Raw genomic sequence first — 25,295 nt, forward strand, 5'->3', positions numbered from 1 at the left:
CGGTGTTTCCGGGGTCCGGAAGACCGACGGTGGTTGGGTCGCGGGAAGGCGGGCGTCGGGCGTGACGGTGCGCGAGACGGGACAGGGCGGCGCGGACGCGAGTGCGTATGCGGACGCGGGTGCGTATGCGGGGCGGTACACCGGTGGGGCCGCGGGTGCGTATGCCGGTGGGTATGCGGGCGGGCACGGCGGTGTGCACGGAGGCATGCACGCGGGTGCGCCCGGAGGTGTGCATGGAGGCGGGTGCGCCTGTGGGGACTGTCCGCACGGGGCGCGTGAGGGGCACCGGCGGGCCGTCGCCGCGTTTCTGCGCAGGCGCGACGAGTTCGCGGCCGGGCAGGGGCTGCCGGCCGCGGTGGCGCACTCCGCCTCGGCTTCCCGCCAGTGGGTCTCGGAGGAACTGGCGCAGTCCGCGGAACTCGTCGCCGAGCGCGGCCGGGCCGAGGGCCAGGCCTGGCTGGCCGGCCTGTGGCGCCGCACGGCGGGTGTGGTGTGGGCGGCCGTCGTGCTGTTGCTGCTCGGGCAGTCCCTCACCGCGGTCGGCGCGGGCTGGACGGCGGCCCGTACGGCCGGGCTGGCCGCCGCGCTGGTGGTCGCCGGGGCGCTGACGGCGGCGTCGTGGTTCCACCGGGCGAAGGGTGGTGCGCTGGCGCCCGTCATCGGTGAGGACAACCGGCTGTCCACCTCCCGTACGGTCGCCGGGGCGTGGGTGCTCTTCGTGGCCTACTCGGTGCTCGTGCTCGCCGGGCGGCTGGCCGGCGCCTCCCGGCACGCCGACCGGGACGCGCTGCTCTCCGGGCTGGAACTCGCCCGCGGAGCAGGGGTCGTGACCGTGCTCGCCGTGGTGTGCGGGATCGCCGTGCTCGTGCGGCGGGTGGTCGGGCTGCGGGTACTGGGGCAGCGGCTCCAGAAGGTGCCCGCCGACCGGCCGCGAGCCGCCGACCTGCTGACCGACGACGCGGGCCGGGGCACCTTCGCCGACATCCAGTACGTCGTGATCAGCGCTGTCGCCCTGGTCTTCGCGGCGGTACGGCTGGCCAGGCGGCCGGACCAGTTGCCGGATCTGCCGTGGGGGCTGGCGGTGGTGGTCCTGGTGTCGGCGGCGACGTACCTGGCCGGCAAGTACGCGGAGGGCGGCCGGCCGGTCATCCTCTCCGTCGTACGGTCGCGGGAGGCGGGGGACCTGGACGGGCCGATCCGCACGGGTGACGACATCGAGATCCGGGGTGCCGGGTTCGTGCCGCCGGGCGCGCAGGGGGCGGACCGGCTGGCCCGCATGGTCGTCCGGGTCGGTGCCGTGCATGTGCACGTCCCGTTGGTGCCGGTGCCCGGGGGTTTCAGCAACCCGACGGACACGCTGCTGACTGTGCCGGTGCCGGCGGATGTGGAGCCGGGGCGGGTTGAGGTGCAGGTGGTGACCGCGGCCGGGGTGGAGACGAACCGGTACGCGGTTGATGTGACGGAGTGAGGCCCGGCTGTGTCTGCTGCTGCCTGAGCCTGTTTCCGCCGGGCTGCGGACCCACCCGGCCCCAGCACAACCTCCGAGCACCTGGAAACGCCGGTTGCCCGGCTCCCCGGTAACAAAAGCCGCCGCGCAGGATTGAGCCGGGCCGGTTTGTCATACGTATGGTCTGTTGAGGGGGTCTCGGCACCGGCGGGCGAGAGGCGGCTAGCAGCGATGACTCACGGTATGAGAACGGACACGCACACCCCCCACTTCGGTCGGGATGGAGACTGGCGGGACACCGCCGTCCGTTACGCCCTCCTTCCCCTACGGGTCTTCCTCGGTGTCACCTTCATCTACGCCGGCCTGGACAAGCTCACCGACAGCGCCTTCATGAAGGACGCCGGTTCGGGCTCGGTCGGCGACATGATGCGTGCCGTCCGCGACTCCTCCGCCATCCCCGCCCTGGTCGACCTCTCTCTGAAGAGCCCCGTCGGCTTCGGCTACGCCATCGCCTTCGGAGAACTGGCCGTCGGCATCGGCACCCTGCTCGGTCTGCTCGCCCGTCTCGCCGCACTCGGCGGCGCGCTGATCTCCCTCAGCCTGTGGCTGACCGTGAGCTGGGCCTCCGACCCGTACTACTACGGCAACGACCTCGCCTACCTCATGTCCTGGATCCCCCTCGTGCTCGCGGGCGCTCCCCTGCTCTCCGTGGATGCCGCCTTGCGGTCACGGCGACGGGAGAGGGCAGGGGGTTACAGGTAGCGAGCGACAGTGGGCTGAGCGGCGGGCGTTGCGCGTCGTCAGGCGGTCATGTCCGGGCCGGGCTCGTCGGTGGTGGTACGGCCCGACGTGCGGCGTCGGCGTATACGGCCCGTCAGGAACCCCACCACGCCGGCCAGGCACAACCCGCCCGTGACGAGGGGTATCGCCACGAACCACGGGATCTGCCAGGCGCCGCCCGCGTCACCGGCATAGAGGACGCCCGCCAGGACGAGGACGGTGCCGGCGACCAGCTTCCCGGGTTGGAGTTCATGACGCAGCACGGGCCACCTCCGCCTGTCCCATGCCGACCTGGAGGTCCAGGTCGACGGTGCCCGACCTCTTGACGCCCTGGGCGGGGGAGAGGGTTATCTCCTTGTGCTGGCCCGGTTCCACGTCCACGTCCTTCTTGTCGTCGCCCGGCAGTTGGAGGTCTCCGATCCCCACCTCGACGTTCAGCCGCACGGTCACGCCCTCGGGCACGAGCACCTTCACCTGGCCCACGCCGACGTCGGCGCGTGTAGTGACGGTCTGGCCCCGGTCCACCTCCAGCCTCGTCAGGTCCAGCGTGCCGACGCCCGTGCCCAGGTCGTACTGCCGGCGTACGTCCGCCGCCGTGGTGGGCTGCCAGGTCGTGCGGGTCCAATGCGTGCCGATGTCCTTGGGCACTGCCGCCGAGCCGGCGAGCAGGCCGGCCGTGATGATCGCCAGGAGGATCGAGCCGGCGCCGGTCCGCCCCAGGAAGGCGCTGACCGCTATGCCCAGGCCCAGGACGGCGAGCGCGCAGGACAGACCGGTCTGGAGACTCGTGCCGAGCGGATGCCGGTCCCAGGTCAGGCTCGTGCCCAGGGCACCCGCCAGCAGGGCCAGCAGGAAGACCCAGCCGCCGATCCAGCGGGGGCCGCGCGGCTCGGGCGGCCGGGTGTGGGGGGCGGGTATGTCCTCGCGGTCGCGGGACTGGACGCCGAGGCTGATATTGATGGCTGCCTCGACGTCCAGGTCGCGGGAGTCGCGGGGGCCCCAGAGATAGCCCGTGCCGCCGATGTGGGTGCCGTCCTTGACGATGGGGTCGCGCCACCAGGAGGGGAACGTGAGGAAGACCGGCGGCGCCTGGGGCTCCGGCGGTGCGTCGGCGACGGCCTGGGCGGCCAGAAGGTCGGGGCTGGGTGCGCCGCGCTGGCGCGACCAGTAACCGGCGCCCGCGAGGAGGAGGGACAGGACGACGGCGAAGGTCAGCACCCCGCCGTTGCGCAGCATGGTCAGGAACACTCCGCAGCCGACCAGCGCGAACAGCACGGCCGTCAGGGCCTGGCCGTCGACGCGGCCGGTCAGCAGCTTGCGCACCTCGTTCTCGTCCTCGTCGTCGTACGGGACGAAGAGCCAGGCGAAGCCGTAGAAGAGGAGGCCGATGCCGCCGGTGGCGGAGAGCACCGCGAGGGTGATCCGGAAGATCACCGGGTCCATGTCGCACTGCCGTCCGAGCCCGGCGCAGACGCCGGCCAGGACCTTGTGGCGGCGGTCGCGCCGGAATCTGTGCGGTGGTCCGGGCGGGATGGCTTCCCCTGCCGGGTCGGTCGCCTCGGGCGAACCTCCTCGCTGCTCTCCCGCTTCCGCGTGCCCGTGCGCGCCCGGGGGCGCGGGGGAGCCGGCGGGGGCGGCGTCCGCGGCGGGCGCGGCATCCTGCGGCCCGGCGCCCGGTGCGGGGCGCGGGCCGGAGCCGGGTCCCGGACCCGTCGCGGCGTGGTCGTGATCGGTCATGGGTCCATGGTGACGGGCGCGGCGGTGCGGCGGCAGTCGGAATGACCCTGGCCGGACCCTGATATCGGCCCTGAGGGACGGCTCGGGAAGCGTTCGAGGGCCGGGGTCCGGAGATCAGGGGAGTATCCGGGGTCGACCCTGATGCTCCGGCCTTCCGGCCGTGTGACCATCAATGGCATGTCGGAAGCCGCAGCAGCGCCACTCGCCGAGCCGCGGCCGCCGCGCAAGCTCTACCGCAGCAGTGACGGACGCTGGCTCGGTGGTGTGGCGCGGGGGCTCGCCGGGCACCTCGGGCTGCCCGTGATCTGGGTACGGCTCGTCTTCGTCGGCCTGTTCATGGCCGACGGCCTCGGTGCGCTGCTGTACGCCGCGTTCTGGTTCTTCGTCCCGCTCGGCGTCGGCGGAGTCGAGGCGCAGAAGCCGCCGTCGCTGGTCTCTTCGGAGACGTCTCCCGACGGCCGCCGCAGACTCGTCGCCCGCAGGCCCGACAAGGGCCAGATGGTGGCCCTGCTCCTGATGGTCGTCGTGGCCATGGTGTTCGTGGGCAATGTGAACCTCAGCGGTGGGGCCAGGGCCTATCTGTGGCCGACGGTGCTCGTCGGCGCGGGCGTCGCCCTGGTCTGGCGGCAGGCGGACAACGCCCGCCGGGCCCGCTGGGTCGAGGTCGGCCGCCGCCGGCGCACGGTCACGCTGCTGCGCTCGGTGGGCGGTGTGCTGCTGGTGACGGCCGGCGTCTCCGGCATCTTCGTCCTGCAGGGCTCCGCCGCCCACCTCGGCTCCGTCCTGCAGGCGGCGCTCGCGGTCCTCGTCGGGATAACGCTTCTCGCCGGGCCGTATCTGGTGCGCATGACGCAAGACCTTTCCGAGGAGCGCCTGATGCGCATCCGCGCCCAGGAGCGCGCGGAGGTCGCCGCGCATGTGCACGACTCGGTGCTGCACACCCTCACCCTGATCCAGCGCAACGCGGAGAACGCCAGCGAGGTGCGCCGCCTCGCCCGCGCCCAGGAGCGCGACCTGCGCACCTGGCTGTACAAGCCGGAGGGCACCGGCAAGGACGAGGCCGACGAACCCACCACGCTCGCCGACGCCGTGCGGCGCAACGCGGCCGAGGTGGAGGACAAGCACGGCGTGCCCATCGAGGTCGTGGTCGTGGGCGACTGCCCGCTCGACGAGAGAATCGCCGCACAGATGCAGGCCGCGCGCGAAGCAATGGTGAACGCCGCCAAGTACGGTGGCGAGGGCGGCGCCGTACAGGTCTACGCCGAGGTCGAGGGCAAGACGGTCTTCGTGTCCGTTCGGGACCGCGGCCCCGGCTTCGACCTCGACTCGATACCCGCCGACCGGATGGGTGTCAGAGAATCGATCATCGGCCGCATGGAGCGCAACGGCGGTACGGCGCGGCTGCGCGCGGTGCCGGACGGCGGCACGGAGGTCGAGCTGGAGATGGAGAGGGCGGAGAAGACGTCATGAGCGACCCGACCGAGGCGAACGGTACGGCGGGATCGGCGGAGGCGGCCGGGCCCGCGGAGTCGGGCGGCGGCCCGGGGCGTCGCGTGCGCGTGGTCCTCGTGGACGACCACCGCATGTTCCGTACGGGGGTCCAGGCCGAGATCGGCCAGACCGAGCAGACCGGTGTCGAGGTCGTAGGCGAGGCAGCGGACGTCGACCAGGCGGTCACGGTCATCACCGCGACCCGGCCCGAGGTCGTCCTCCTCGACGTGCACCTGCCGGGTGGCGGTGGTGTCGAAGTGCTGCGCCGCTGCGCCCCGTTGATGGCCGACGCCGAGCAGCCCGTCCGCTTCCTCGCGCTGTCCGTGTCGGACGCCGCGGAGGACGTGATCGGCGTGATCCGCGGCGGGGCCCGCGGATACGTCACCAAGACGATCACCGGCACGGACCTCGTCGACTCCGTCTTCCGAGTCCAGGAGGGCGACGCGGTCTTCTCCCCGCGGCTGGCCGGGTTCGTCCTCGACGCCTTCGCCTCCACGGACGCGCCGCCGGTCGACGAGGACCTGGACCGCCTCACCCAGCGCGAGCGCGAGGTGCTGCGGCTCATCGCCCGGGGGTACGCGTACAAGGAGATCGCCAAGCAGCTGTTCATCTCCGTGAAGACGGTCGAATCGCATGTCTCGGCGGTCCTCCGCAAGCTCCAGCTCTCCAACCGGCACGAGCTGACGCGGTGGGCGACGGCTCGCCGGCTGGTGTGACGCCGCGCCCGGTCAGACCACCCGGGTGGCGCCCGTGAACGGCATCTCGTCGAGCGGGGCGACCCGGACCGGGGCGGAGGGGTTCGGGGCGTGGATCATGCGGCCGTTGCCCACATAGATGCCGACATGACTGATGCCGGCGTAGAAGAACACCAGGTCACCGGGGAGCAGTTCGGAGCGGGAGACGCGGCGGCCCGCGTCGATCTGGGAGTACGTCGTGCGGGGCAGGGAGACGCCCGCGGAGCGGTACGCGGCCTGGACGAGGCCCGAGCAGTCGAAGGCGTTCGGGCCGGTCGCGCCCCAGACGTAGGGGCTGCCGAGCTTCTGGTAGGCGTAGGACACGGCGGCGGCCGCGCGGGAGTTGGGCGCCTGGGCGGCGGCGGATCCCGGGGCGGCCAGGGTGCCGCGCGGGCCCGTGGAAGAGCGTGAGGCGCGGTCCGTGCCTGGCGCTTCGCCGAGCCCGGAACGTTCCTGCGCGCTGAGCCGGGACAGCAGCTGCCGCGCGGAACCCAGCTTGCCGGTGACGGTCTTCTTGTGCCGCTTCAGTTCCGTCTGCCGCGACTTCAGGGACGTCAGCTCGATGTGGGCGGCGCCCCGCAGCTGCTCGATCTCCCTCAGCTGCTTGCGTACGCGCGTGACGGCGGCGTTCTGCCGGTTTCCGGCCCGCTCGACGAACTCGGCGTTCTTCAGGTACCGGTCGGGATCGTCGGACAGGGCTAGCTGCACCGCGGGGTCGAGGCCGCCCCCGCGGTACTGGGCGGCGGCGACCGCACCCAGTTCCTCGCGGGCGGAGTTGAGCCGTTCCTCCTTGCGTGCCGCCTGGTCCTGGAGGTCCTTCAGCCGCTGTCCGGCCGCCTCGGCCCTCTCCTTCGCGCCGTTGTACTTCTCGGTGGCGACCTCCGCCTCCTGGTACAGCTCGTCCACCTTGGCCTTGACCTGGCCGGTGGTGAGCTCAGGTTCGGCGTGTCCGGTGCCGTCGAAGCCCGTCGCGGTCGCCGCGCCCGCGAGGGCGATCGTGGCGGCCGTACGGGCCTTGTTGCCGCTAACGGAGCGCTGGCGGGGCTTGCGGTGCGCTGCCACCTGGGGGCCACGTCCTTTCCTGCGACCGCCGACGGGTGCGTACGGCCGCCAGGGGGGCGGACGGGCGGCCTGCGCGTCCGGCGACGGCCCGCACAGGGGAAGCGGACCGCCGCCGGACCTTCTCGGCGGTGGTGTCCGACTGCCGCCCCTGGCCCGGGCGGCGGTGGGAGCCGGGCACCTGGTGGAGGACGCTAAGCCTCGCCGCGGCGGCCCGGGGGCGGGTGCGCGGAAGTGTCCCGAGAGGACCGACGGTGACCGTATGCGACCGTGATCTCGTCTCGCCGCCGTCGACTTAACTCAGCGTGATGACCAATGCGCCGATTCGCGGGCGCGGGAGGGCGGGCGGGTGCTATGGGGCGCATATATGCATCCGACGGGCCGGTGCCGGGGGGGTGTGGAGCCCCTGATTAGGCTCCGGCCTCATGGACGTACTCATCCACCTCTTCGTCGGCCTCCACATCATCGGCATCGCATCCCTCCTGGGCGGTTTCCTCACCCAGATGAAGGCGATGGGCGAGGGCACCGCCCGCTACACCCCCGCGATGCTGCACGGCGCGCTGACGATGCTGGTCACCGGTGTGATCCTGGTCGGCCTCAACCAGGCCGACGACCAGTCCGTGAACAACATCAAGATCGGCGTGAAGCTGGCGCTGCTGATAGTGATCCTCGGTCTGGTCTACGTGAAACGGGACGACGAGAAGGTGGACAAGGGTCTGTTCGGCCTGGTCGGGGCGCTGACCACGGCGAACGTCTTCATCGCCGTTCTCTGGACCTGACCCGGCCGGGCAGGACGTAGGCCCGGGCCGAGGCGACCGCCCAGGCGGTGGTCCCGAGCCACGCGGCCACCGCGACCCACAGCAGGACCTCCCCGAGGCCGTCGAGCCAGGAGACGTCGAAGGTGGCGGCGACGGCCAGTGCGGCCGCCGCCGTCTTGGCCCAGGTGAACACGGTCGCCCAGCGGCGGATGTCGGTGCGGGGCCGGGGCCGTAGGAACTCGGCGGCGAGCAGGACGGCGTAGCAGGCCAGTGCGAGCACGAGCAGCACGGCGGTCACATGGCGCAGGACGCCGCGGTCGTCGTCGTTCCACAGGTACAGGCGTGCGCTGTCGGAGCTGATGAGCCGCGCCCCGGCCAGCGCCGAGATGGCGAGCGCCCCGCCCGCGAGCCAGTGGTCGCCGCGCCCCTCGGCCACCTGCCGCACATCGAAACGGGCCAGGGCGAGGACATACAGCACGAGCCCGAGCCAGAACAGCACCAGCGCCGCGTGCGCGAGCCAGGCCGCCGACTCCTCCGCGGCGAGCGTGGCGGCGAGCACGGCGAGGCCCTGGGTGGCCATGCAGCGCGCGAACACCGTCCCGGGCCCGCGCCGCTCCCCGTCCTGCGCGGGGAGGGCGAGCGGCAGCGGCCAGAGCAGTACGGCCAGCACCAGCAGTGCGGCTGCCAGAGACTGCGAGCCGGACGCCGAGAAGCCGGCGCCCAGGACGGCCGTCGCCGCCACGGTGGTGAGGGCGGCCGTCGCCACGGTGTCCAGGAGGCCCGGCACCCCCGCGTACGCCCGCCACCTGGTGCCGGCGAGCAGCAGCCGCAGGGTGAAGTCCGCGGCGAGCATCAGCCAAGCCGCGCAGGCCAGACCGATGGCGATGCGCGAGAGGACGTCGTACCCCGCCAGATCCAGACCGACCGACAGGGTGCCGGTCGCCAGCACGGCGGCACTGGCGGACGGCGCTCGCTGCGCCCACCAGGCGGTGGAGGGGGAGGGGCCGGGCATGTGGCCAAGGCTAGGAGGCGCCGCGCGCGTGACGAGCGGGGCACGCACGCGTGCGCCTCGAAAACACGCGAGTACCACCACGCGTGCGTGCCCTCGGTGACGTACGGGCCCTCAGGCCGGCCGCACCACGCTGTGGATCGACGACTCGCCGTCGTAGTAGATCGACTCCTCGCGCACATAGGTGCCGGGCTTCGGGGCGTGGATCATCATCCCGTTGCCGATGTAGATGCCGACGTGGGTGATGTCGTCGTAGAAGAAGACCAGGTCACCGGGCTGGGCCTGGGAGACGGGGACCGTGGTGCCGGCGTCGACCTGGTCGTAGGTCGTGCGCGGCAGGGTCACCCCGGCGGCCTTCCACGCGGCCTGGGTGAGGCCGGAGCAGTCGTAGGAGCCGGGGCCGACGGCGCCCCAGACGTACGGCTTGCCGATCTGGGCGCGGGCGAAGGCGAGCGCCTTCTCGGCCTTGGTGGCGTACGAGGAGTCGGCCGGGGCCGTCGAGGTGGACGAGCCGGAGCCCGCCGACGAGGAACCGCTGTCCTGCTGCTGGGCGGCCTCCTCCTCCTGCGCCTGCTGCTGCGCGGCCTGCTGCCGGGCCAGCTCGTCGGCCTTGCGGGCGGCCTCCTGCTGCTTCTCCCTCTCGATCGCCGCGAGCCGCGCCTTCTCCTCGGCGGTCAGCTTCGACAGCAGTTCGCGCGCGTCGGCGAGCTTGCGCTGGACGGTGGCCTTGGCCGTCTTCAGGTCGCCCTGAGTCTCGTTGAGCGTCTCGAGGCTCTCGGTGGCCTCCTGGCGCTCCTTCATCGTCTCGGACTGCTGGGTGACGTAGTCGTCGACCGCTTCCTTCTGACGGCCGGTCATCCGGTCCATCAGCTGGGTCCGGTCGAAGTAGTCCTGCGGGGTGTCCGCGAGCAGGAACGTCGCCGTGTCCGGGACGGAGGCGCCGGTGCGGTACTGGGCGGCGGCGAAGGAACCCAGTTTCTCCCGCGCCTCGTTGAGCTTCTGGGTGCGCTGCGCGACGCCGTCGAGGAGGGTGTCGACGCGCTTGCGCTGCTTCGCGGTCTTCTCCTTGGCCGCGTTGTACTTGTCGGTGGCCGACTCTGCCTGGCGGTAGAGGTCGTCGACCTTCTTCTCGACTTCCTCCAGGCTCGGCTTGCCGTCGGCCTCGGGGGCTGCGTTGGCCGACTGGGAGAGCAGGGCCACGGACGTGAGGGCCGCCGTTGCGAGGGCGGGGGTCCGTATGCCTGCGACGCGCGTACCTGCGGGACGCGACTTGCGGTGCGACGCCAAGGGAGGCGACTCCTTCCGTGCTCCGCCTACCGGGTTAGCTGTCGGGTTCGGGCGGGTACATCGGAAGGGTTGCCCTACGGCCGTCTCCGCAAAGGGAGTCGGGCCGATTCACCCCAGAGTTCTCGGTTGGGTCCCCGGCTCCGGCTGCCGCTACGGCATACCGGACTCGGCGGAGGCCGCGCGGCCCGGCGACGTTCGCCGGTGGGGGTCGTGCGGCCTGCCCGCACGGTAGCCAACTCGTGTGGCCCTTGTGAAGGTTGATGGGCGATATGCCCGATACATTTTCGTGACCTTACCCGAGAGCGTCGCCGAGAGGCATCGGTGGAGGGGGGTTGGTCACGACTTCGTCATAATTGTGACGGCCATAGCAGGCTGTGACCATGCGGGGGTGCAGGGTGACGAGGGGGTCATTCCGGCGATGTTCTCAGGGCGGCGGCGGGCTGTCAGTGGGGCGCCCTAGACTCGGAGAGCGATGAGCAGCCTCTTTGACGACAGCTTCCTGGCGGACCTCCAGGCCCAGCGGGGCCCTGCGGACGAGCCCCCGCCGCCACCCGAGGACGATCACTCTCCGGAGCCGGTTCCGGACGATCTGTTCGGCGGGAAGTTCGACGTGCCGCCGGACCGGGACGCCTACTACCGCGACGGCGCCCCGCGCCCGGTGGTGGACACCGCCGCCCTCCTGGAGGGGCTGAACGACAACCAGCGCGCCGCCGTCGTCCACTCCGGCTCCCCGCTGCTCATCGTGGCCGGCGCCGGCTCCGGCAAGACCCGCGTGCTCACGCACCGCATCGCCCACCTGCTCGCCGAGCGGGGCGTGCACCCGGGCCAGATCCTCGCGATCACCTTCACCAACAAGGCCGCCGGCGAGATGAAGGAGCGCGTCGAGCAGCTCGTCGGCCCGCGGGCGAACGCGATGTGGGTGATGACCTTCCACAGCGCGTGCGTGCGCATCCTGCGGCGGGAGAGCAAGAAGCTCGGCTTCACATCCTCCTTCTCGATCTACGACGCCGCCGACTCCAAGCGCCTGATGGCCCTGGTCTGCCGCGACCTGGACCTCGACCCCAAGCGCTTCCCGCCGAAGTCCTTCAGCGCCAAGATCAGCAATCTGAAGAACGAGCTGATCGACGAGGAGGACTTCGCCGCCCAGGCCTCCGACGGCTTCGAGAAGACCCTCGCCCAGGCCTACGCGATGTACCAGTCGCGGCTGCGCGAGGCGAACGCCCTCGACTTCGACGACCTGATCATGACGACGGTCAACCTGCTCCGCGCCTTCCCGGACGTCGCAGAGCACTACCGCCGCCGCTTCCGCCACGTGCTGGTGGACGAGTACCAGGACACCAACCACGCCCAGTACGCCCTCGTCCGGGAGCTCGTCGGCACCTTTGAGTACCCCGTCGACCTACCGCCGGGCCCGGACGACATCCCGCCCGCCGAGCTGTGCGTGGTGGGTGACGCCGACCAGTCGATCTACGCCTTCCGCGGCGCGACGATCCGCAACATCCTCCAGTTCGAGGAGGACTACCCGGACGCGACGACGATCCTGCTGGAGCAGAACTACCGCTCCACCCAGACGATCCTCAGCGCGGCCAACGCGGTCATCGAGCGCAACGAGTCCCGCCGCCCCAAGAACCTGTGGACCAACGCGGGTGCGGGCGCCACGATCACCGGCTACGTCGCCGACACCGAGCACGACGAGGCGCAGTTCGTCGCCGACGAGATAGACCGCCTCACGGACGCCGGCGAGGCGAAGGCCGGCGACGTCGCCGTCTTCTACCGCACCAACGCCCAGTCCCGTGTCTTCGAAGAAGTCTTCATCCGCGTCGGCCTGCCCTACAAGGTCGTCGGCGGCGTCCGCTTCTACGAGCGCAAGGAGGTCCGGGACGTCCTGGCCTACCTGCGCGTGCTGGCCAACCCGGAGGACTCGGTGCCGCTGCGCCGGATCCTCAACGTCCCCAAGCGGGGCATCGGCGACCGAGCCGAGGCGATGATCGACGCCCTCGCCCAGCGGGAGAAGATCAGCTTCCCGCAGGCACTGAAGCGCGTCGACGAGGCGTACGGCATGGCCGCGCGCTCCACCAACGCCGTCAAGCGGTTCAACACGCTGATGGAGGACCTCCGTACGATCGTCGAGTCCGGCGCCGGACCGGCCACGGTGCTGGAGGCCGTCCTGGAACGCACCGGGTACCTCGCCGAGTTGCAGGCCTCCACCGACCCGCAGGACGAGACCCGGATCGAGAACCTCCAGGAACTCGCCGCCGTCGCCATGGAGTTCGAGCAGGAGCGCGGCGAGGAGGAGCAGGGGACACTGTCCGACTTCCTGGAGCAGGTCGCACTGGTCGCCGACTCCGACCAGATCCCCGACGAGGAGGACGGCGACGGCGTCATCACGCTGATGACCCTGCACACCGCCAAGGGCCTGGAGTTCCCGGTCGTCTTCCTGACCGGCATGGAGGACGGCGTCTTCCCGCACATGCGCGCCCTCGGCCAGACCAAGGAGCTGGAGGAGGAGCGGCGCCTGGCGTACGTCGGCATCACGCGCGCGCGGGAACGGCTGTATCTGACGCGGTCCACCCTGCGCAGCGCCTGGGGCCAGCCGTCATACAACCCGCCCTCCCGCTTCCTGGAGGAGATCCCGCCGGCCTACGTGGAGTGGAAGCGGACGGGAGCGACCGCGCCCGCGTCCTCCGGCCCGGTCTCCGGGGTGGCGGCCTCGCTGTCGTCGTCCCGTTCGCGTTCGTCGGCGTCGGGCGCGTCCGGTTTCGCCACGCGCCGGACCTCCGAGAAGCCGGTCGTGTCGCTGGCGGTCGGGGACCGGGTCACGCACGACCAGTTCGGGCTCGGGACCGTCGTGGCGGTGAAGGGCACGGGCGGGAACGCCGAGGCGACCATCGACTTCGGGGACACCAAGCCGAAGCGGCTGCTGCTGCGGTACGCGCCGGTGGAGAAGCTGTAGCCGTATGAGATCAGCCCCCGTTCGTCCGACGGGCGGGGGCTGCCGGGACGTTACGTCGGGTCGATGCCGTGGCTGCGCAGCCACGGGAGCGGGTCGATCGGCGAGCCGTCGGCCGGGCGCACCTCGAAGTGCAGATGAGGGCCGGTCGAGTTGCCGGAGTTGCCGGAGCGCGCGATCGGATCGCCGGCCTTCACGGTCGTACCGGAGGGGACCGTGTAGGTGGAGAGGTGGCAGTACCACGTCTCCGTGCCGTCCTTCGCGGTCACGATCATCATGTTGCCGTACGCGCTGTTCCACTGCGTGCGGACGGTTCCGTCGGTCGCGGCCATCACGGTCGTGCCGTACGAGACGGGGAAGTCGATGCCGGTGTGCAGGGACATCCAGTTGATGCCGGACTGGCCGTAGTAGGCGCTGAGTCCGTGCCGGGCGACCGGCAGGGCGAACTTCGGGCGCAGCCGCTCCTTGCGGGCCGCCTCCTCCGCCGCCCGCTTGCGCTCGGCAGCCTGCTGGGCCTTGAGGTCGATGCGCTCCTGCGTACGGCTGGCCCGGTCGGCGAAGTCGTCGGCGCCGGCGGCGAGGCTCTGGAGCTGCGTGTCCAGCTTGTTGTTGGCCGCGGCCGGTTTCACCGGCTGCGCGTCCGCCGCGGTCGTCTGCGCCTCCACGGCGCCGTCGTCGGTGAAGCTGCCGACGGAGGCGGCGGCGATCCCCGCGACGCCCATCACGCATGCCGAGGGCACCGCGATGGTCAGCAGCGCCGAGCGCTTGGGGGGCGTACGGCGGCGGGAACGGGACCCGGCGCGCGAGGCCGCCCGTGAGGCGGCGCGCTGGCCGGCCTCTTCCTGGCCGTCCAGGAGCGGGGCGACGGTGGGCAGTTCGCCGGTGGCGACCGGCTCGCCGCCGTCCTCGGCGGGGTCGTGATAGGCGGCCCCGGCGGCTTCGTCGTAGGCGACCTGCTCGAACGTCGCGGTCTCGTGCTGCTCGAAGGTTTCGCCGTGCTGCTCGTAGGCGTCGGGGGCCGGCGCGGCGGCGCCGTCGGTGTTCCACTGCGTGGCGTCGTAGGCACCGGTGTCGAAGGCCTGCGTGCCCCATTCCCACTGCTGGGTCTGGTCGGCCGGATTGCCGGACTGGTCGGGCTGGAGCCAGGCACCGGCGTCCCACTGCCCAGTGCTGTCCGGGGAGGTGGCCTGCGGCGGGATGACCGAGAGCGGCTGCTGCTCGGCCGTCCAGGACGTCGTGTCGTAGACGCCGGTGTCGTAGCCGGCGTGATGCTGGGCCGCGTACGCGTCGTAGTGCGGGTTCTCGTGCGCACCCGTGGGCCAATGGCCGGTGTCGTACGTGCCCGAGTCGTGGCCGGTGCCCGGCATGTCGCCGAAGAGGGGATCGGTGGCGAAGGTCGCGGTGGTGTGGCCGGTGGCGGCGAAACCGGTGCCGTCGGTGCCGGTGGTGTCAAATCCCGTGGCGGCGTAGTCGCTGTACGTGGTGAAGTCGCCGTACTGGGCTTCCTGGGTGCCGTACGACGCGTAATGCGCCGAGTCGGCGTCGGAAGCCGGAGCCGGGGTCATGGTCCCCGACGGGTGACGGTCGTTCACCAACTTCTCTTTCGCCTCGACAACAGGGGCTGCCAGAGCAGTGCGGCGACTGTACCCGGCGGTACGCGGGCACGACAATCTTCGGCAGGTTTCGCGCGCGCAGGAAAGGGGCATTCGGCCGTGTTTTGGCGGACTGCGGGCACGGGTTTGGCCCTGTGTTCGAAGTTTGTTCGAGGCTGATCGAGGCTTCGACGCTGTGTGCCGGCTGTATGACGAGTCTCAGGCCACCGTCAGACCGCCGGTCCGGCCGGCGGACGGTTCACCCGGGCGGGCCGTGTCGAGAACCTGCCGTATTCCGTTGGCGACGGCGGGGTGCACGGGCAGGGCGAGATGGCCGATGCCGGTCACGCGCACGTTCTCAACCGTCAGATCGGGATGGTCGATACAGGCCGTCTCCAGCGGATCCATCACGTGGTCAAGGTCGCTCCAGAAGCTGACGAAGTGCGTACGGCAGCCCGGGGCCGGCCGAGTGAGCTCCTCGAGCACCGGTGAGCCGGGGCGCATCTGGCGCACGATGGGGTGCGCGTTGGCCAAGGGCACCACTCGGGTGCCCGAGTGCGGCGTGCCGAGCGTCACGAGGGTCCGCACGCGCGTGTCGCCGCCGAGCCGCTGCACGTAGTAACGAGCAATCAGGCCGCCGAGGCTGTGCCCGACGACGTCGACCTGCGGGGCGCCGGTCCGCTCGCAGACCTCCTCTATATGCCGGCCGAGCAGTTCGGCCGCGGCGCGTATGTCGCAGGTCAGCGGCGAGTAGTTGAGGGACTCGATCTGCTGCCTGCCGTGCTGGGCGAGGCTGCGGCGCAGCAGGACGAAGACCGAGCGATTGTCGATGAAGCCGTGGAGCAGGACGACCGGGGGCTTGGCCTCCGTGGGCAGTTGGGCGGCGCCGCCCGTGGGCAGTGCCGGGGCGGGGGCCCGTCGCTCCTGGGTGATGCCGGAGGGGTAGAGGAGGAGATGCCCGGCCAGGATCGCGAACTCCAGGGCCGTGGCCTTCAGGAGCGCCAGGGAAAGTCCCGCCAGGCGGCTCGGCAGCAGACGCTGGCAGAACGGAAGAAAGGGCAGACCTGCCCTGGTGACCTTCATGGCCGACCTCCTGTCGGCACGCGGGAGGACAGCCGCCCCCGTGTGCCCTCGTGGAAAGCAACGGCGAAGACGGCCGATGACTGCGTGAGCGGCGTGAGCCGCGGGGACGGAGCGCGGCTAGTGGCGCGTGTGACGCCGGTGGTTCGACGGGGTCCCCTGTCGGTGCGACGAGGCTCCCCGCTGGTGCGCCGTGTCTGCCCTGCGTGCTGTGCGTGCCCTGCGTGTCCCGCGTGCCTTCGCCGAAGTGCCGTACCGCCGCTGTGAGTGGTGGGTGGGGCGGCGGTACGGCAACTTCGTCGCGGCTCCCCTTGCGCTTGTCCCATCGTGTGATTTCCCCCTCGGTCCGCACCGCGAAACTGCCGGTCGCGGGATCCTGGAGATAACGTTCGTTCACTTGCCCGGACGGTTCGGGGCGGGGTGTCCGTGCTGTACGACGTGCGCGATGTGTGCGGTACTTGTCGGTACGGATGGATGTAGTCGCTTCATGGAGGCAGTGATGGGTGTGGCAGCCGGTCCGATCCGCGTGGTGGTGGCCAAGCCGGGCCTCGACGGTCACGATCGCGGGGCCAAGGTGATCGCGCGGGCTCTGCGCGACGCCGGTATGGAGGTCATCTACACCGGGCTCCACCAGACTCCCGAGCAGATCGTCGACACGGCGCTCCAGGAGGACGCCGACGCGATCGGGCTGTCCATTCTCTCCGGCGCGCACAACACGCTCTTCGCGGCGGTGATCGACCTGCTCAAGGAGCGGGACGCGGAGGACATCCTGGTCTTCGGCGGAGGAATCATCCCCGAGGCGGACATTCCCCTGCTGAAGGAGAAGGGCGTCGCGGAGATCTTCACGCCCGGTGCGACGACGGCGTCGATCGTGGACTGGGTCCGGGCGAACGTACGCCAGCCGGCCGGGGCGTAGGCCTCCGGCGGTGGCGCCGCGTTCTGCGCCGGTGGCCCGGGGTGTCGTAGGTGGGCGATTGCCCTCTGTGGTGACGGCGACCTGCGTGGCCGCTGCGGCTCGTGTCGGCCCTGTGACGTGGACCGGGGTCAGGGAGTGCTCAGCTCCTCGGTCATCGCCGCTCGCAGGCGCAACGTCGTGACCAGGCGCTGGAAGGCCTCCGCCCAGTAGCCCCCGGCGCCGGGTGAGGCGTTCTCCGGCTCGTCGGGTACGGCCAGCAGGGCGTCGAGGCGGCCGGACTCGGACGGGTCCAGGCAGCGCTCGGCCAGGCCCATGACTCCGCTGAAACTCCATGGATAACTCCCAGCGTCCCGCGCGATGTTGAGCGCGTCCACCACCGCCCGGCCGAGCGGCGGCGCCCACGGCACCGCGCACACCCCGAGCAGCTGAAAGGCTTCGGACAGGCCGTGCGTGGCGATGAAGCCGGCCACCCACTCGGCCCGCTCGGCGGCGTCCAGCGCGCCGAGCAGCTTGGCGCGCTCGGCCAGGGACACCGCGCCCGGGCCGCCCGCCTCCGGCGCCGAGGGCTCCCCGAGCAGCGCGCGCGACCACTCGGCGTCCCGCTGGCGCACCGCGGCCCGGCACCACGCCGCGTGCAGTTCGCCCTGCCAGTCGTCCGTGACCGGCAGCGCCACGATCTCCCTGGGCGTCCGCCCGCCCAGCCGCCGCGACCAGGTCCCGAGCGGGGCCGCCTCCACCAACTGGCCGAACCACCACGACCGTTCACCCCGTCCGGCGGGCGCCTTCGCCACGACGCCGTCGCGCTCCATGCCCGGATCGCACTCGTGCGGCGCTTCGACCGTGATCGTCGGCGTGGCCACAGTGGCTCCCGAAGCCGCAACCCCCGCTGCCCGGGTGGGCCGCGTGTGGTCGATGGCCACGCACGCCTCCGCCCTGACTGCCATCCGCGCGGCGAGCGCCGAACCGGGCAGCGCCGACAGCAGTTCCGCCGCCGTCGCCCTTACGTTGCGGCTGCGGTCGGCCAGGGCCTGTTCCAGGAACGGCTCGTCGTCCGGGCCCAGGCCCGTGCGCAGGGAGTCCAGGAACATCAGCCGGTCCTCGGCCCGTTCCGTCGCCCAGGTCGTCGCGAGCAGTTCGCGCGCGGCGGCGGGTTCGCGGGAGCGCAGCGCGGACAGGAGGGCGACCCGTTCGGCGAACAGGCCTTCCTGCCACAGTTGCCGGACGCTGTCGTCGTCCTCAAGATGCGGCAGGGCCGCTCCGCCGCCCGGTGTCGAGCGCAGGGCGAACCGCCAGTCCGGGTTCAGTCGCGCCAGCCACAGGGCCCGCGGCCCCGCGAACTCCAGCGCCGCCGGACGCAGGTCGGTACGCCCCCGGGCCGCGTCCAGCAGCGCGGGAAGCATCTGCGGAGGCGGTGCGAAACCACGGGCGTTGGCCGTCGCGAGCCACTGGGGCAGCAGCTCCGTCAGGTCGGGCGCGGTGCCCCGGCGGCCGCCGCCGGACGCGCCGGGGCGGTCGGCCAGCAACAGCGCGAGTCTGCGGGCGGCCGCCGGCGGCAGAGCCGGACGCGGGTCCTCCGGGGCCGGCTGCGGACGCTCCGCCGCCCGCGCCGGACGCAGACCGGCCCGTCGTCGTACGGTCTCCACGGCCGCCGCGTCCAGCAGGGCCGCCGGTGCCTGAGGGCCCGCGCCGGTGCCCGGTGGGGTGCGCCGGTCCGTGCCCAGCAGCGCCGTGGTGACGAGCTCCTCCCAGGCGCCCGTCGGGGGCGCGGCCACAGGAGCGAAGGTCCTGTTCATGAGCTTCCTTTCCGTGGGGCGCCCGGGGGTTGTTGAAGGCTCACCCTTACCGGTTGTCCCGGGATGCCTGAAAGATTCGTGGATTTGAGAGAAGGGTGGGTCGGGTCGGAAAGGCCAGGCCGCCGGACTTGGCTTTGGCGTCTGCGCTGGCTTCGGAGTCGGCGTCGGCGTCGGCTCAGCACAGGGCTATCGCGTCGCCCCGGCCCTCGGGCCAGGCCGTCAGCGGAGTGAAGCCCTGGTGGCCGCATTCGCCGAAGACCCTGACCGGGGCGCCGCCCGACAGCGCGACGAGCCGCCACAGGCCCGGCCGGGAACGCGCGGCGGGAGTGAGCGGCAACGCCGCGTCCTCGTCCGCGTCCGCCAACTGCCAGGAGTCGCCGTCCGGCGTGGGGACGACCCGGTCCAGCGTCACCGGGACGGACTCCAGCCAGGGATCGTCGCGCAGGGCGTCGCCGTAGCGGGCGGCCGCCCGGGACGTCGTCACCCCCTGCGGACGTATCGCCGTCGGCGCGGGCGGTGCGAACTGTTCGCCCAGGGCCACCCGCAGCTGCCCGGCGCCCGGGTAGGCGGACACCTCGGCCTCCAAGGTCAGGCCCACCGGCAGCGCCAGCTCCGGGGCGCGGCCGGCGGCGCCGTAGGAGAGGAGCAGTACGGTGCGGTCCGAGTCGGCGCCGTACAGCCAGATCCGGCGGGTCGTCAGGCGCGTGTCCGCCGTGTCGTACTGCGCGAGCACCAGCCAGCGGTCCCGCAGCGGCGGGCCGTCCGCGGAGGCCGGCAGGCCGATGCGGGAGCGGACCGTGGCGGCGAGGGCATCGGGCAGCCGCTCGCGGCGCAGCCAGCCCTGCCCGAGGAGATGCAGCAGCGCGCACTCCTCCAGCAGTCGCACCGGCCAGCCCGGTCCGGTGGACGGGATCGCCCCCAACTCCCGGACCCGGCCGGCCAGGCCCTGCGCCTGGGCGTCGACCATGCGGGCCGCCGTCTCCTCCCACAGGCCGTAACCCGACTGCCCCGCCGTCGCCAGACCGCCGCGCAACAGATCCGCCAGGCGCTGCTCCAGCTCCACCGCGCCCGCCGTGACCCGCTCTGTCCGCCGCTCCGCCCGGAGCCGCGCCGCCTCCGGATCAGCGGACCCGGACGGGGAACCGGAGCTGTCCCCGGACTTCGTCTCCTGCGCGCGCTTACGCCGCCCCGCTATCCACTGCCCGGCCCACTCCGGCGCCTCTCCCGTCGGCACCGCCGCGTCGCCGCCCGACCAGAGCAGCAGCAGCCCGAGCGCGTGCTTGCACGGGAACTTGCGGCTCGGACAACTGCACTTGTACGCGGGCCCGGAGGCGTCCGCGATGTCGACGATCGTCTGATACGGCTTGCTTCCGCTGCCCTTGCACAGCCCCCACACCGTCCCCTCGTCGGAACTCCCCGCCTCGGACCACGGCCCCGCCGCGCCGAGTTTGCTCCCCGCTTTGCGTGATGCCGCGTCAGGCGCCAGTGCCAGCACCTGGTCCGCGGTCCAGCGCACCCCCTGCTGAGTCATGCCATCGAAGGTAGATCCCACCACTGACAATCGGGTCCGCGAGCGGCTGCGGCCGGGCGTTTGCGCAGGTCAGAACGCATTGTCAGTGGTGTGGTGCAACGTGGATGCCAGATCCGAACCGGCCGAGCTGGAGGGGGACTCAGCCATGCCTGTGTCCGTAGAACCGACGTCCGTCGACCCGAGCCAGAACGGGTCCGCGCCCGCGAACGCGGGGGCGGGCGCACCCGCGGACGTAACCGAGGCGGAAGCACTGCGGCCGCACGCCGAGGACGCCTTCGCCGGCGAACTCGCGGCGCTGGCCGCGCAGGACGACCGTCCGCGTCCGGCCCGCTGGAAGCTGTCGCCGTGGGCCGTGGCGATGTACCTGCTCGGCGGGACGCTGCCGGACGGCACGGTGATCACACCGAAGTACGTCGGCCCGCGCCGCATCGTCGAAGTCGCCGTCACCACGCTCGCCACCGACCGCGCCCTGCTCCTGCTCGGCGTGCCCGGCACGGCGAAGACCTGGGTTTCCGAGCATCTGGCCGCGGCGGTCAGCGGCGACTCCACGCTGCTGGTGCAGGGCACCGCCGGCACACCGGAGGAGGCCATCCGGTACGGCTGGAACTACGCGCAGTTGCTCGCCCACGGCCCGAGCCGCGACGCCCTCGTGCCCAGCCCGGTCATGCGGGCCATGGCCGAGGGCATGACCGCCCGGGTCGAGGAGCTGACGCGTATCCCGGCCGACGTGCAGGACACGCTCATCACGATCCTGTCGGAGAAGACCCTGCCGATACCGGAGCTGGGCCAGGAGGTGCAGGCGGTTCGCGGCTTCAACCTGATCGCCACGGCCAACGACCGCGACCGCGGGGTCAACGACCTGTCCAGCGCCCTGCGCCGCCGGTTCAACACCGTTGTGCTGCCGTTGCCGGAGACCCCCGAGGCCGAGGTCGACATCGTCTCGCGCCGCGTCGACCAGATCGGCCGCTCCCTCGACCTGCCGGCCGCGCCCGACGGCCTCGACGAGATCCGCCGGGTCGTCACGGTCTTCCGCGAGCTGCGCGACGGGGTCACGACCGACGGCCGGACGAAGCTGAAGTCACCGAGCGGCACGCTGTCCACGGCCGAGGCGATCTCCGTCGTCACCAACGGGCTCGCTTTGGCAGCCCACTTCGGCGACGGCGTGCTGCGGCCGGGCGACGTGGCCGCGGGCATCCTCGGCGCGGTGGTCCGCGACCCGGCGGCCGACCGCGTCATCTGGCAGGAGTACCTGGAGACGGTGGTCCGCGAGCGGGACGGCTGGAAGGACTTCTATCGCGCCTGCCGGGAGGTGAGCGTGTGAGCGACGCGGGGCGAGGGTCGGCCGCGGGGCCGGGTATGGGATGGGAGGGAAACACGTGACGGGCGTACAAGAGGCTGAGGGCCGGGCGGCCGGGGCGGGGCCGTTGTTGCTCGGGGTGCGGCATCACGGGCCGGGGTCGGCGCGGGCGGTGCGGGCGGCGCTGGAGGAGGCCCGGCCGCGGGTCGTGCTGATCGAGGGGCCGCCCGAGGCCGATGCCCTGATTCCGCTCGCCGCCGACGAGGAGATGCGGCCGCCGGTCGCCCTGCTCGCCCACGCCGTGGACGAGCCCGGCCGTTCGGCGTTCTGGCCGCTGGCCGAGTTCTCCCCGGAGTGGGTCGCCATCCGCTGGGCCCTGGAACACGACGTCCCGGCCCGTTTCATCGACCTGCCTGCCACGCACACGCTGGCCTGGGGAAGGCAGGAGGACGAGGCGGCAGTGGAGGGGGACTCTCCTGCGGACGCCGAGACGGCGGACAGCGAGGGTGACCCCGGCCCCGGCCCCGCCGACCTGCGGGTCGATCCGCTCGGGGTGCTCGCCGAGACCGCCGGTTACGACGACCCGGAGCGGTGGTGGGAGGACGTCGTGGAGCACCGGGGCGTGGGGAAGGGCGACGCGCTCGCGCCGTTCACCGTGCTGGAGGAGGCGATGGGGGCGCTGCGAGAGGCCTACGGCAGCGGGGGACACGACCGGGACCTGGTGCGCGAGGCGTACATGCGGCTCCAGGTGCGGGCCGCGCAGCGGGAGTTCGAGGACGGCGTGGCCGTCGTGTGCGGGGCGTGGCATGTGCCCGCCCTGCGGCGGAAGACCACCGTCGCCGCCGACAAGGCGCTGCTGAAGGGGCTGGCCAAGGTCAAGGCGGACATGACCTGGGTGCCGTGGACGCACCGCCGGCTGTCCCGGATGAGCGGCTACGGCGCCGGCATCGACTCGCCGGGCTGGTACGGACACCTGTTCAGCGCCCCGGACCGGCCGGTCGAGCGGTGGATGACCAAGGTGGCGGGGCTGCTGCGCGCCGAGGACCGGCTCGTCTCCTCCGCGCACGTCATCGAGGCCGTGCGGCTGGCCGAGACGCTCGCCGCGATGCGCGGCCGACCGCTGCCCGGCCTGAGCGAGACGACCGACGCGGTGCGGGCGGTGATGTGCGAGGGCTCGGACGTGCCGCTGGCGCTGGTGCGGGACCGGCTGGTCGTGGGGGACGTGCTGGGGGAGGTGCCGCCGACGGCGCCGGCGGTTCCGTTGCAGCGGGACCTCGCCCGGCTTCAGCGCCGGCTGCGGCTGAAGCCGGAGGCGCTTGAGCGGGAGTTGGAGCTCGACCTGCGCAAGGAGACCGACGCCGCCCGTAGCAGACTGCTGCACCGGCTGCGGTTGCTCGGCATCGCGTGGGGCGAACCGGCCGCCTCGCGGGGCAGCACGGGCACGTTCCGGGAGACATGGCGGCTGCGCTGGGAGCCCGAGCTGTCCGTGCGGGTCGCCGAGGCCGGGGTGTGGGGGACGACCGTCCTGTCCGCCGCGACCGCCAAGGCCGAGGCGGACGCCGTCGCCGCGCAGGGTCTCGCCGACGTCACCGCACTCGCCGAGCGCTGCCTGCTGGCCGAACTGCCCGACGCGCTGCCGACGGTGATGCGGATCCTCGCCGACCGGGCGGCCCTCGACACGGATGTCGGCCAGCTGGCCCAGGCACTGCCTGCCCTGGTCCGTTCCCTGCGCTACGGCGATGTGCGCGGCACGGACACCGGGGCCCTGGGAGAGGTCGCGGCGGGTCTGGCCGAGCGGGTCTTCGTCGGCCTGCCCCCTGCCTGCGCCGCGCTCGACGCGGACGCCGCCGAGGAGATGCGGCGTCATGTCGACGCCGTGCACGGGGCCGTGGGGCTCCTCGGGGACGCCCCCGCAGCGGGACAAGGTCACTTGAGAGCCCGTTGGCAGTCGGTGCTGCGTGTGCTGTGCGGGCGGGACACCGTGCCCGGAGTGATCAGGGGACGTGCCGTCCGGCTCCTGCTGGACGACGGGGAGTTGGCGCTGGACGAGGCGGCGCGCCTCATGGGGCTCGTCCTGTCCCCGGGCACGCCACCGGCGGACGCGGCCGCGTGGATCGAGGGCTTCGTCGGAGGAGGCTCCGGGGGCGGGATGCTCCTGGTGCACGACGAGCGGCTGCTCGGGCTGGTCGACGCGTGGCTGACCGGGGTGCCGGCGGAGGCGTTCACGGACGTGCTGCCCCTGCTGCGGCGGACGTTCTCGGCGTACGAGCCCGGGGTGCGGCGGACCCTCGGCGAACTGGTCCGGCGCGGGCCGGGGGCCGGGAGCAGTGCGGCAGGAGCCGGCTCCGGCATACCCGGCTTCGCGGCGGAGCTCGACACGGTGCGCGCGGACGCCGTGCTGCCGGTCGTGCGGCTGCTGCTCGGGCTGGACGAAGGGGAAGAGCACATCGGCAATGACCTGGTGGGGGTGACGGGATGACGACCGACGGACTGAAGCGGCCGGCTCCGAGCGCGGAAGCGGGAGACACGATCAGGAACGGTTCGCCGGCGGAAGTCCGGCCGACGGCGGCCGTGCCGGTGATCCCGCTGTGGGAGCGGCCTCGCAAGGGAGGACGCGGATGACGGCCGAGGTGACGGACCCGGCGCGGGAGCGGTTGCGGCGGTGGCGGCTGGTGCTCGGGGGCGAAGCGGCGGACGGCACCGGCTGCGAACTGTCCGGGCGGGACGCGGCGATGGACGGAGCGCTCACCGCGCTCTACGGCAAGGGGGAGAAGCAACAGGGAGGCCGGGACCGCTCGGCGGGGCTCGGGGCGTCGGCGCCGTCCGTGGCGCGCTGGCTCGGGGACATCCGGACGTACTTCCCGTCCACCGTCGTGCAGGTCATGCAGCGCGACGCCATCGACCGGCTCGGTCTCGCGACGCTCCTGCTGGAGCCGGAGATGCTGGAGGCGGTGGAGGCCGACGTGCACCTCGTCGGCACGCTGCTGTCGCTCAACAAGGCCATGCCCGAGACGACGAAGGAGACGGCACGGGCCGTCGTGCGCAGGGTCGTCGAGGACCTGGAGAAGCGGCTCGCCACCCGCACCCGGGCCACCCTCACCGGCGCTCTCGACCGCAGCGCCCGGATCAACCGGCCCCGCCATCACGACATCGACTGGAACCGCACGATCGCGGCCAACCTCAAGCACTACCTGCCCGAGTACCGAACGATCGTGCCGGAGCGGCTGATCGGGTACGGGCGGGCGTCCCAGTCCACGAAGAAGGAGGTCATCCTCTGTATCGATCAGTCGGGATCCATGGCGGCATCGGTCGTGTACGCATCGGTGTTCGGAGCGGTGCTCGCCTCGATGCGGACGATCTCCACGCGACTCGTCGTCTTCGACACGGCGGTCGTCGACCTCACGGACCAGCTCGACGACCCCGTCGACGTCCTGTTCGGGACACAGTTGGGCGGCGGCACGGACATCAACCGGGCACTCGCCTACTGCCAGTCGCAGATCACCCGGCCCGCCGAGACGGTGGTCGTGCTGATCAGCGACCTCTACGAGGGAGGCATACGGGACGAGATGCTCAAGCGGGTCGCGGCGATGAAGGCCTCGGGGGTGCAGTTCGTGACGCTGCTGGCGCTGTCGGACGAGGGGGCGCCGGCGTACGACCGGGAGCACGCGGCCGCGCTCGCCGCGCTGGGGGCACCGGCGTTCGCCTGCACGCCGGATCTGTTCCCGGAGGTGATGGCGGCGGCGATCGAGAAGCGTCCGCTGCCGATACCGGATGCGGCGTGACATGCCGAGCGCCGTGGTGGTGAGGGCGGCCAGATGGCGACTTGTCGACGCA

The 25,295-nt window shown here is 72.3% G+C and carries 19 protein-coding genes and 1 riboswitch; of the genes, 10 read left to right on the forward strand and 9 right to left on the reverse strand.

Translation table 11 applies throughout. The annotated features are described in order from the left end of the window. Positions 1-205: 205 nt before the first annotated feature. Both ACIBNA_RS00805 and ACIBNA_RS00810 read left to right on the forward strand, forming a co-directional pair. Complete coding sequence (locus tag ACIBNA_RS00805; RefSeq protein WP_399163479.1) at positions 206-1,468, forward strand: hypothetical protein; 1,263 nt, start codon at positions 206-208, stop codon at positions 1,466-1,468. A 210-nt stretch (positions 1,469-1,678) separates the two neighbouring features. Continuing rightward, a complete protein-coding gene (locus ACIBNA_RS00810; protein WP_399163131.1) occupies positions 1,679-2,209 on the forward strand; it encodes a DoxX family membrane protein in 531 nt (176 codons plus the stop codon). A gap of 38 nt (positions 2,210-2,247) precedes the next feature. Here the strand turns inward: ACIBNA_RS00810 and ACIBNA_RS00815 are convergent, their stop codons facing one another. Next, positions 2,248-2,490 (reverse strand): hypothetical protein, encoded by a 243-nt coding sequence (locus ACIBNA_RS00815; RefSeq protein ID WP_399163132.1) that lies wholly within the window; start codon positions 2,488-2,490, stop codon positions 2,248-2,250. Beyond that, the gene (locus ACIBNA_RS00820) at positions 2,477-3,964 is read right to left on the reverse strand and encodes a PspC domain-containing protein (protein ID WP_399163133.1); all 1,488 of its coding nucleotides are present in this window, start codon (positions 3,962-3,964) and stop codon (positions 2,477-2,479) included. Before ACIBNA_RS00820 ends, ACIBNA_RS00815 begins: the two co-directional genes overlap by 14 nt. 177 nt (positions 3,965-4,141) lie before the next feature. Between ACIBNA_RS00820 and ACIBNA_RS00825 the strand changes: the two genes are divergently transcribed. After that, complete coding sequence (locus ACIBNA_RS00825) at positions 4,142-5,434, forward strand: PspC domain-containing protein (protein WP_399163134.1); 1,293 nt, start codon at positions 4,142-4,144, stop codon at positions 5,432-5,434. Further along, entirely contained in the window at positions 5,431-6,171 is a 741-nt protein-coding gene (locus ACIBNA_RS00830) for a LuxR C-terminal-related transcriptional regulator (protein WP_399163135.1), read from the forward strand. The genes ACIBNA_RS00825 and ACIBNA_RS00830 overlap by 4 nt, the downstream gene beginning before the upstream one ends. 12 nt (positions 6,172-6,183) lie before the next feature. On the opposite strand, the gene ACIBNA_RS00835 is transcribed toward ACIBNA_RS00830, so the two are convergent. Continuing rightward, entirely contained in the window at positions 6,184-7,251 is a 1,068-nt protein-coding gene (locus ACIBNA_RS00835) for an NlpC/P60 family protein (RefSeq protein WP_399163136.1), read from the reverse strand. A gap of 422 nt (positions 7,252-7,673) precedes the next feature. Between ACIBNA_RS00835 and ACIBNA_RS00840 the strand changes: the two genes are divergently transcribed. Then, positions 7,674-8,027 (forward strand): hypothetical protein, encoded by a 354-nt coding sequence (locus ACIBNA_RS00840; RefSeq protein ID WP_010036449.1) that lies wholly within the window; start codon positions 7,674-7,676, stop codon positions 8,025-8,027. Here the strand turns inward: ACIBNA_RS00840 and ACIBNA_RS00845 are convergent. Then, a complete protein-coding gene (locus ACIBNA_RS00845; protein WP_399163137.1) occupies positions 8,005-9,018 on the reverse strand; it encodes a hypothetical protein in 1,014 nt (337 codons plus the stop codon). The two genes, ACIBNA_RS00840 and ACIBNA_RS00845, sit on opposite strands and share 23 nt — an antisense overlap. A 111-nt stretch (positions 9,019-9,129) precedes the next feature. Next, on the reverse strand, positions 9,130-10,302 hold the full coding sequence (locus ACIBNA_RS00850) for an NlpC/P60 family protein (RefSeq protein ID WP_399163138.1): 1,173 nt from the start codon (positions 10,300-10,302) through the stop codon (positions 9,130-9,132). Between the two features lie 8 nt (positions 10,303-10,310). Further along, positions 10,311-10,484: riboswitch (cyclic di-AMP (ydaO/yuaA leader) on the reverse strand. Between the two features lie 290 nt (positions 10,485-10,774). Between ACIBNA_RS00850 and pcrA the strand changes: the two genes are divergently transcribed. Next, complete coding sequence (gene pcrA / locus ACIBNA_RS00855; RefSeq protein ID WP_399163139.1) at positions 10,775-13,255, forward strand: DNA helicase PcrA; 2,481 nt, start codon at positions 10,775-10,777, stop codon at positions 13,253-13,255. 50 nt (positions 13,256-13,305) lie between these two features. On the opposite strand, the gene ACIBNA_RS00860 is transcribed toward pcrA, so the two are convergent. Together ACIBNA_RS00860 and ACIBNA_RS00865 are read right to left on the reverse strand one after the other, a co-directional pair. Then, positions 13,306-14,958: a M23 family metallopeptidase gene (locus ACIBNA_RS00860; protein ID WP_399163140.1), complete on the reverse strand. Its 1,653-nt coding sequence runs from the start codon at positions 14,956-14,958 to the stop codon at positions 13,306-13,308. Positions 14,959-15,063: 105 nt separating this feature from the next. Further along, on the reverse strand, positions 15,064-15,927 hold the full coding sequence (locus ACIBNA_RS00865; protein ID WP_399163141.1) for an esterase/lipase family protein: 864 nt from the start codon (positions 15,925-15,927) through the stop codon (positions 15,064-15,066). A 496-nt stretch (positions 15,928-16,423) separates the two neighbouring features. Between ACIBNA_RS00865 and ACIBNA_RS00870 the strand changes: the two genes are divergently transcribed. Beyond that, positions 16,424-16,840 (forward strand): cobalamin B12-binding domain-containing protein, encoded by a 417-nt coding sequence (locus ACIBNA_RS00870; protein WP_059424972.1) that lies wholly within the window; start codon positions 16,424-16,426, stop codon positions 16,838-16,840. A 128-nt stretch (positions 16,841-16,968) separates the two neighbouring features. Here ACIBNA_RS00870 and ACIBNA_RS00875 read toward each other — a convergent pair whose 3' ends face one another. Both ACIBNA_RS00875 and ACIBNA_RS00880 read right to left on the reverse strand, forming a co-directional pair. Further along, on the reverse strand, positions 16,969-18,633 hold the full coding sequence (locus tag ACIBNA_RS00875; protein ID WP_399163142.1) for a DUF5691 domain-containing protein: 1,665 nt from the start codon (positions 18,631-18,633) through the stop codon (positions 16,969-16,971). Between the two features lie 175 nt (positions 18,634-18,808). Continuing rightward, entirely contained in the window at positions 18,809-20,164 is a 1,356-nt protein-coding gene (locus ACIBNA_RS00880) for an SWIM zinc finger family protein (protein ID WP_399163143.1), read from the reverse strand. Between the two features lie 145 nt (positions 20,165-20,309). Here ACIBNA_RS00880 and ACIBNA_RS00885 point away from each other — a divergent pair, with 145 nt between their 5' ends. The 3 genes from ACIBNA_RS00885 (at position 20,310) to ACIBNA_RS00895 (ending at position 25,243) form a co-directional block, all read left to right on the forward strand. Further along, entirely contained in the window at positions 20,310-21,485 is a 1,176-nt protein-coding gene (locus ACIBNA_RS00885; protein WP_399163144.1) for an AAA family ATPase, read from the forward strand. Positions 21,486-21,525: 40 nt separating this feature from the next. Further along, entirely contained in the window at positions 21,526-23,940 is a 2,415-nt protein-coding gene (locus ACIBNA_RS00890; RefSeq protein WP_399163145.1) for a DUF5682 family protein, read from the forward strand. A 139-nt stretch (positions 23,941-24,079) separates the two neighbouring features. Then, positions 24,080-25,243 carry a VWA domain-containing protein gene (locus tag ACIBNA_RS00895; protein ID WP_399163146.1) on the forward strand — a complete coding sequence of 388 codons (1,164 nt, stop codon included), beginning with the start codon at positions 24,080-24,082 and terminating at the stop codon, positions 25,241-25,243. Positions 25,244-25,295: the final 52 nt, after the last annotated feature.

Source organism: Streptomyces sp. NPDC050164 (assembly GCF_044459945.1).
GTDB lineage: Bacteria > Actinomycetota > Actinomycetes > Streptomycetales > Streptomycetaceae > Streptomyces > Streptomyces coeruleorubidus_A.

Bases quoted from the DNA above. Each gene is read 5' to 3' on its own strand.
- ACIBNA_RS00805 (WP_399163479.1), top strand. From the start codon at position 206: ATGCACGCGGGTGCGCCCGGAGGTGTGCATGGAGGCGGGTGCGCCTGT.
- ACIBNA_RS00810 (WP_399163131.1), top strand. From the start codon at position 1,679: ATGACTCACGGTATGAGAACGGACACGCACACCCCCCACTTCGGTCGG.
- ACIBNA_RS00820 (WP_399163133.1), bottom strand. From the start codon at position 3,964: ATGACCGATCACGACCACGCCGCGACGGGTCCGGGACCCGGCTCCGGC.
- ACIBNA_RS00825 (WP_399163134.1), top strand. From the start codon at position 4,142: ATGTCGGAAGCCGCAGCAGCGCCACTCGCCGAGCCGCGGCCGCCGCGC.
- ACIBNA_RS00830 (WP_399163135.1), top strand. From the start codon at position 5,431: ATGAGCGACCCGACCGAGGCGAACGGTACGGCGGGATCGGCGGAGGCG.
- ACIBNA_RS00840 (WP_010036449.1), top strand. From the start codon at position 7,674: ATGGACGTACTCATCCACCTCTTCGTCGGCCTCCACATCATCGGCATC.
- ACIBNA_RS00845 (WP_399163137.1), bottom strand. From the start codon at position 9,018: ATGCCCGGCCCCTCCCCCTCCACCGCCTGGTGGGCGCAGCGAGCGCCG.
- pcrA (WP_399163139.1), top strand. From the start codon at position 10,775: ATGAGCAGCCTCTTTGACGACAGCTTCCTGGCGGACCTCCAGGCCCAG.
- ACIBNA_RS00860 (WP_399163140.1), bottom strand. From the start codon at position 14,958: ATGCCCCTTTCCTGCGCGCGCGAAACCTGCCGAAGATTGTCGTGCCCG.
- ACIBNA_RS00865 (WP_399163141.1), bottom strand. From the start codon at position 15,927: ATGAAGGTCACCAGGGCAGGTCTGCCCTTTCTTCCGTTCTGCCAGCGT.
- ACIBNA_RS00870 (WP_059424972.1), top strand. From the start codon at position 16,424: ATGGGTGTGGCAGCCGGTCCGATCCGCGTGGTGGTGGCCAAGCCGGGC.
- ACIBNA_RS00875 (WP_399163142.1), bottom strand. From the start codon at position 18,633: ATGAACAGGACCTTCGCTCCTGTGGCCGCGCCCCCGACGGGCGCCTGG.
- ACIBNA_RS00880 (WP_399163143.1), bottom strand. From the start codon at position 20,164: ATGACTCAGCAGGGGGTGCGCTGGACCGCGGACCAGGTGCTGGCACTG.
- ACIBNA_RS00885 (WP_399163144.1), top strand. From the start codon at position 20,310: ATGCCTGTGTCCGTAGAACCGACGTCCGTCGACCCGAGCCAGAACGGG.
- ACIBNA_RS00890 (WP_399163145.1), top strand. From the start codon at position 21,526: ATGGGAGGGAAACACGTGACGGGCGTACAAGAGGCTGAGGGCCGGGCG.
- ACIBNA_RS00895 (WP_399163146.1), top strand. From the start codon at position 24,080: ATGACGGCCGAGGTGACGGACCCGGCGCGGGAGCGGTTGCGGCGGTGG.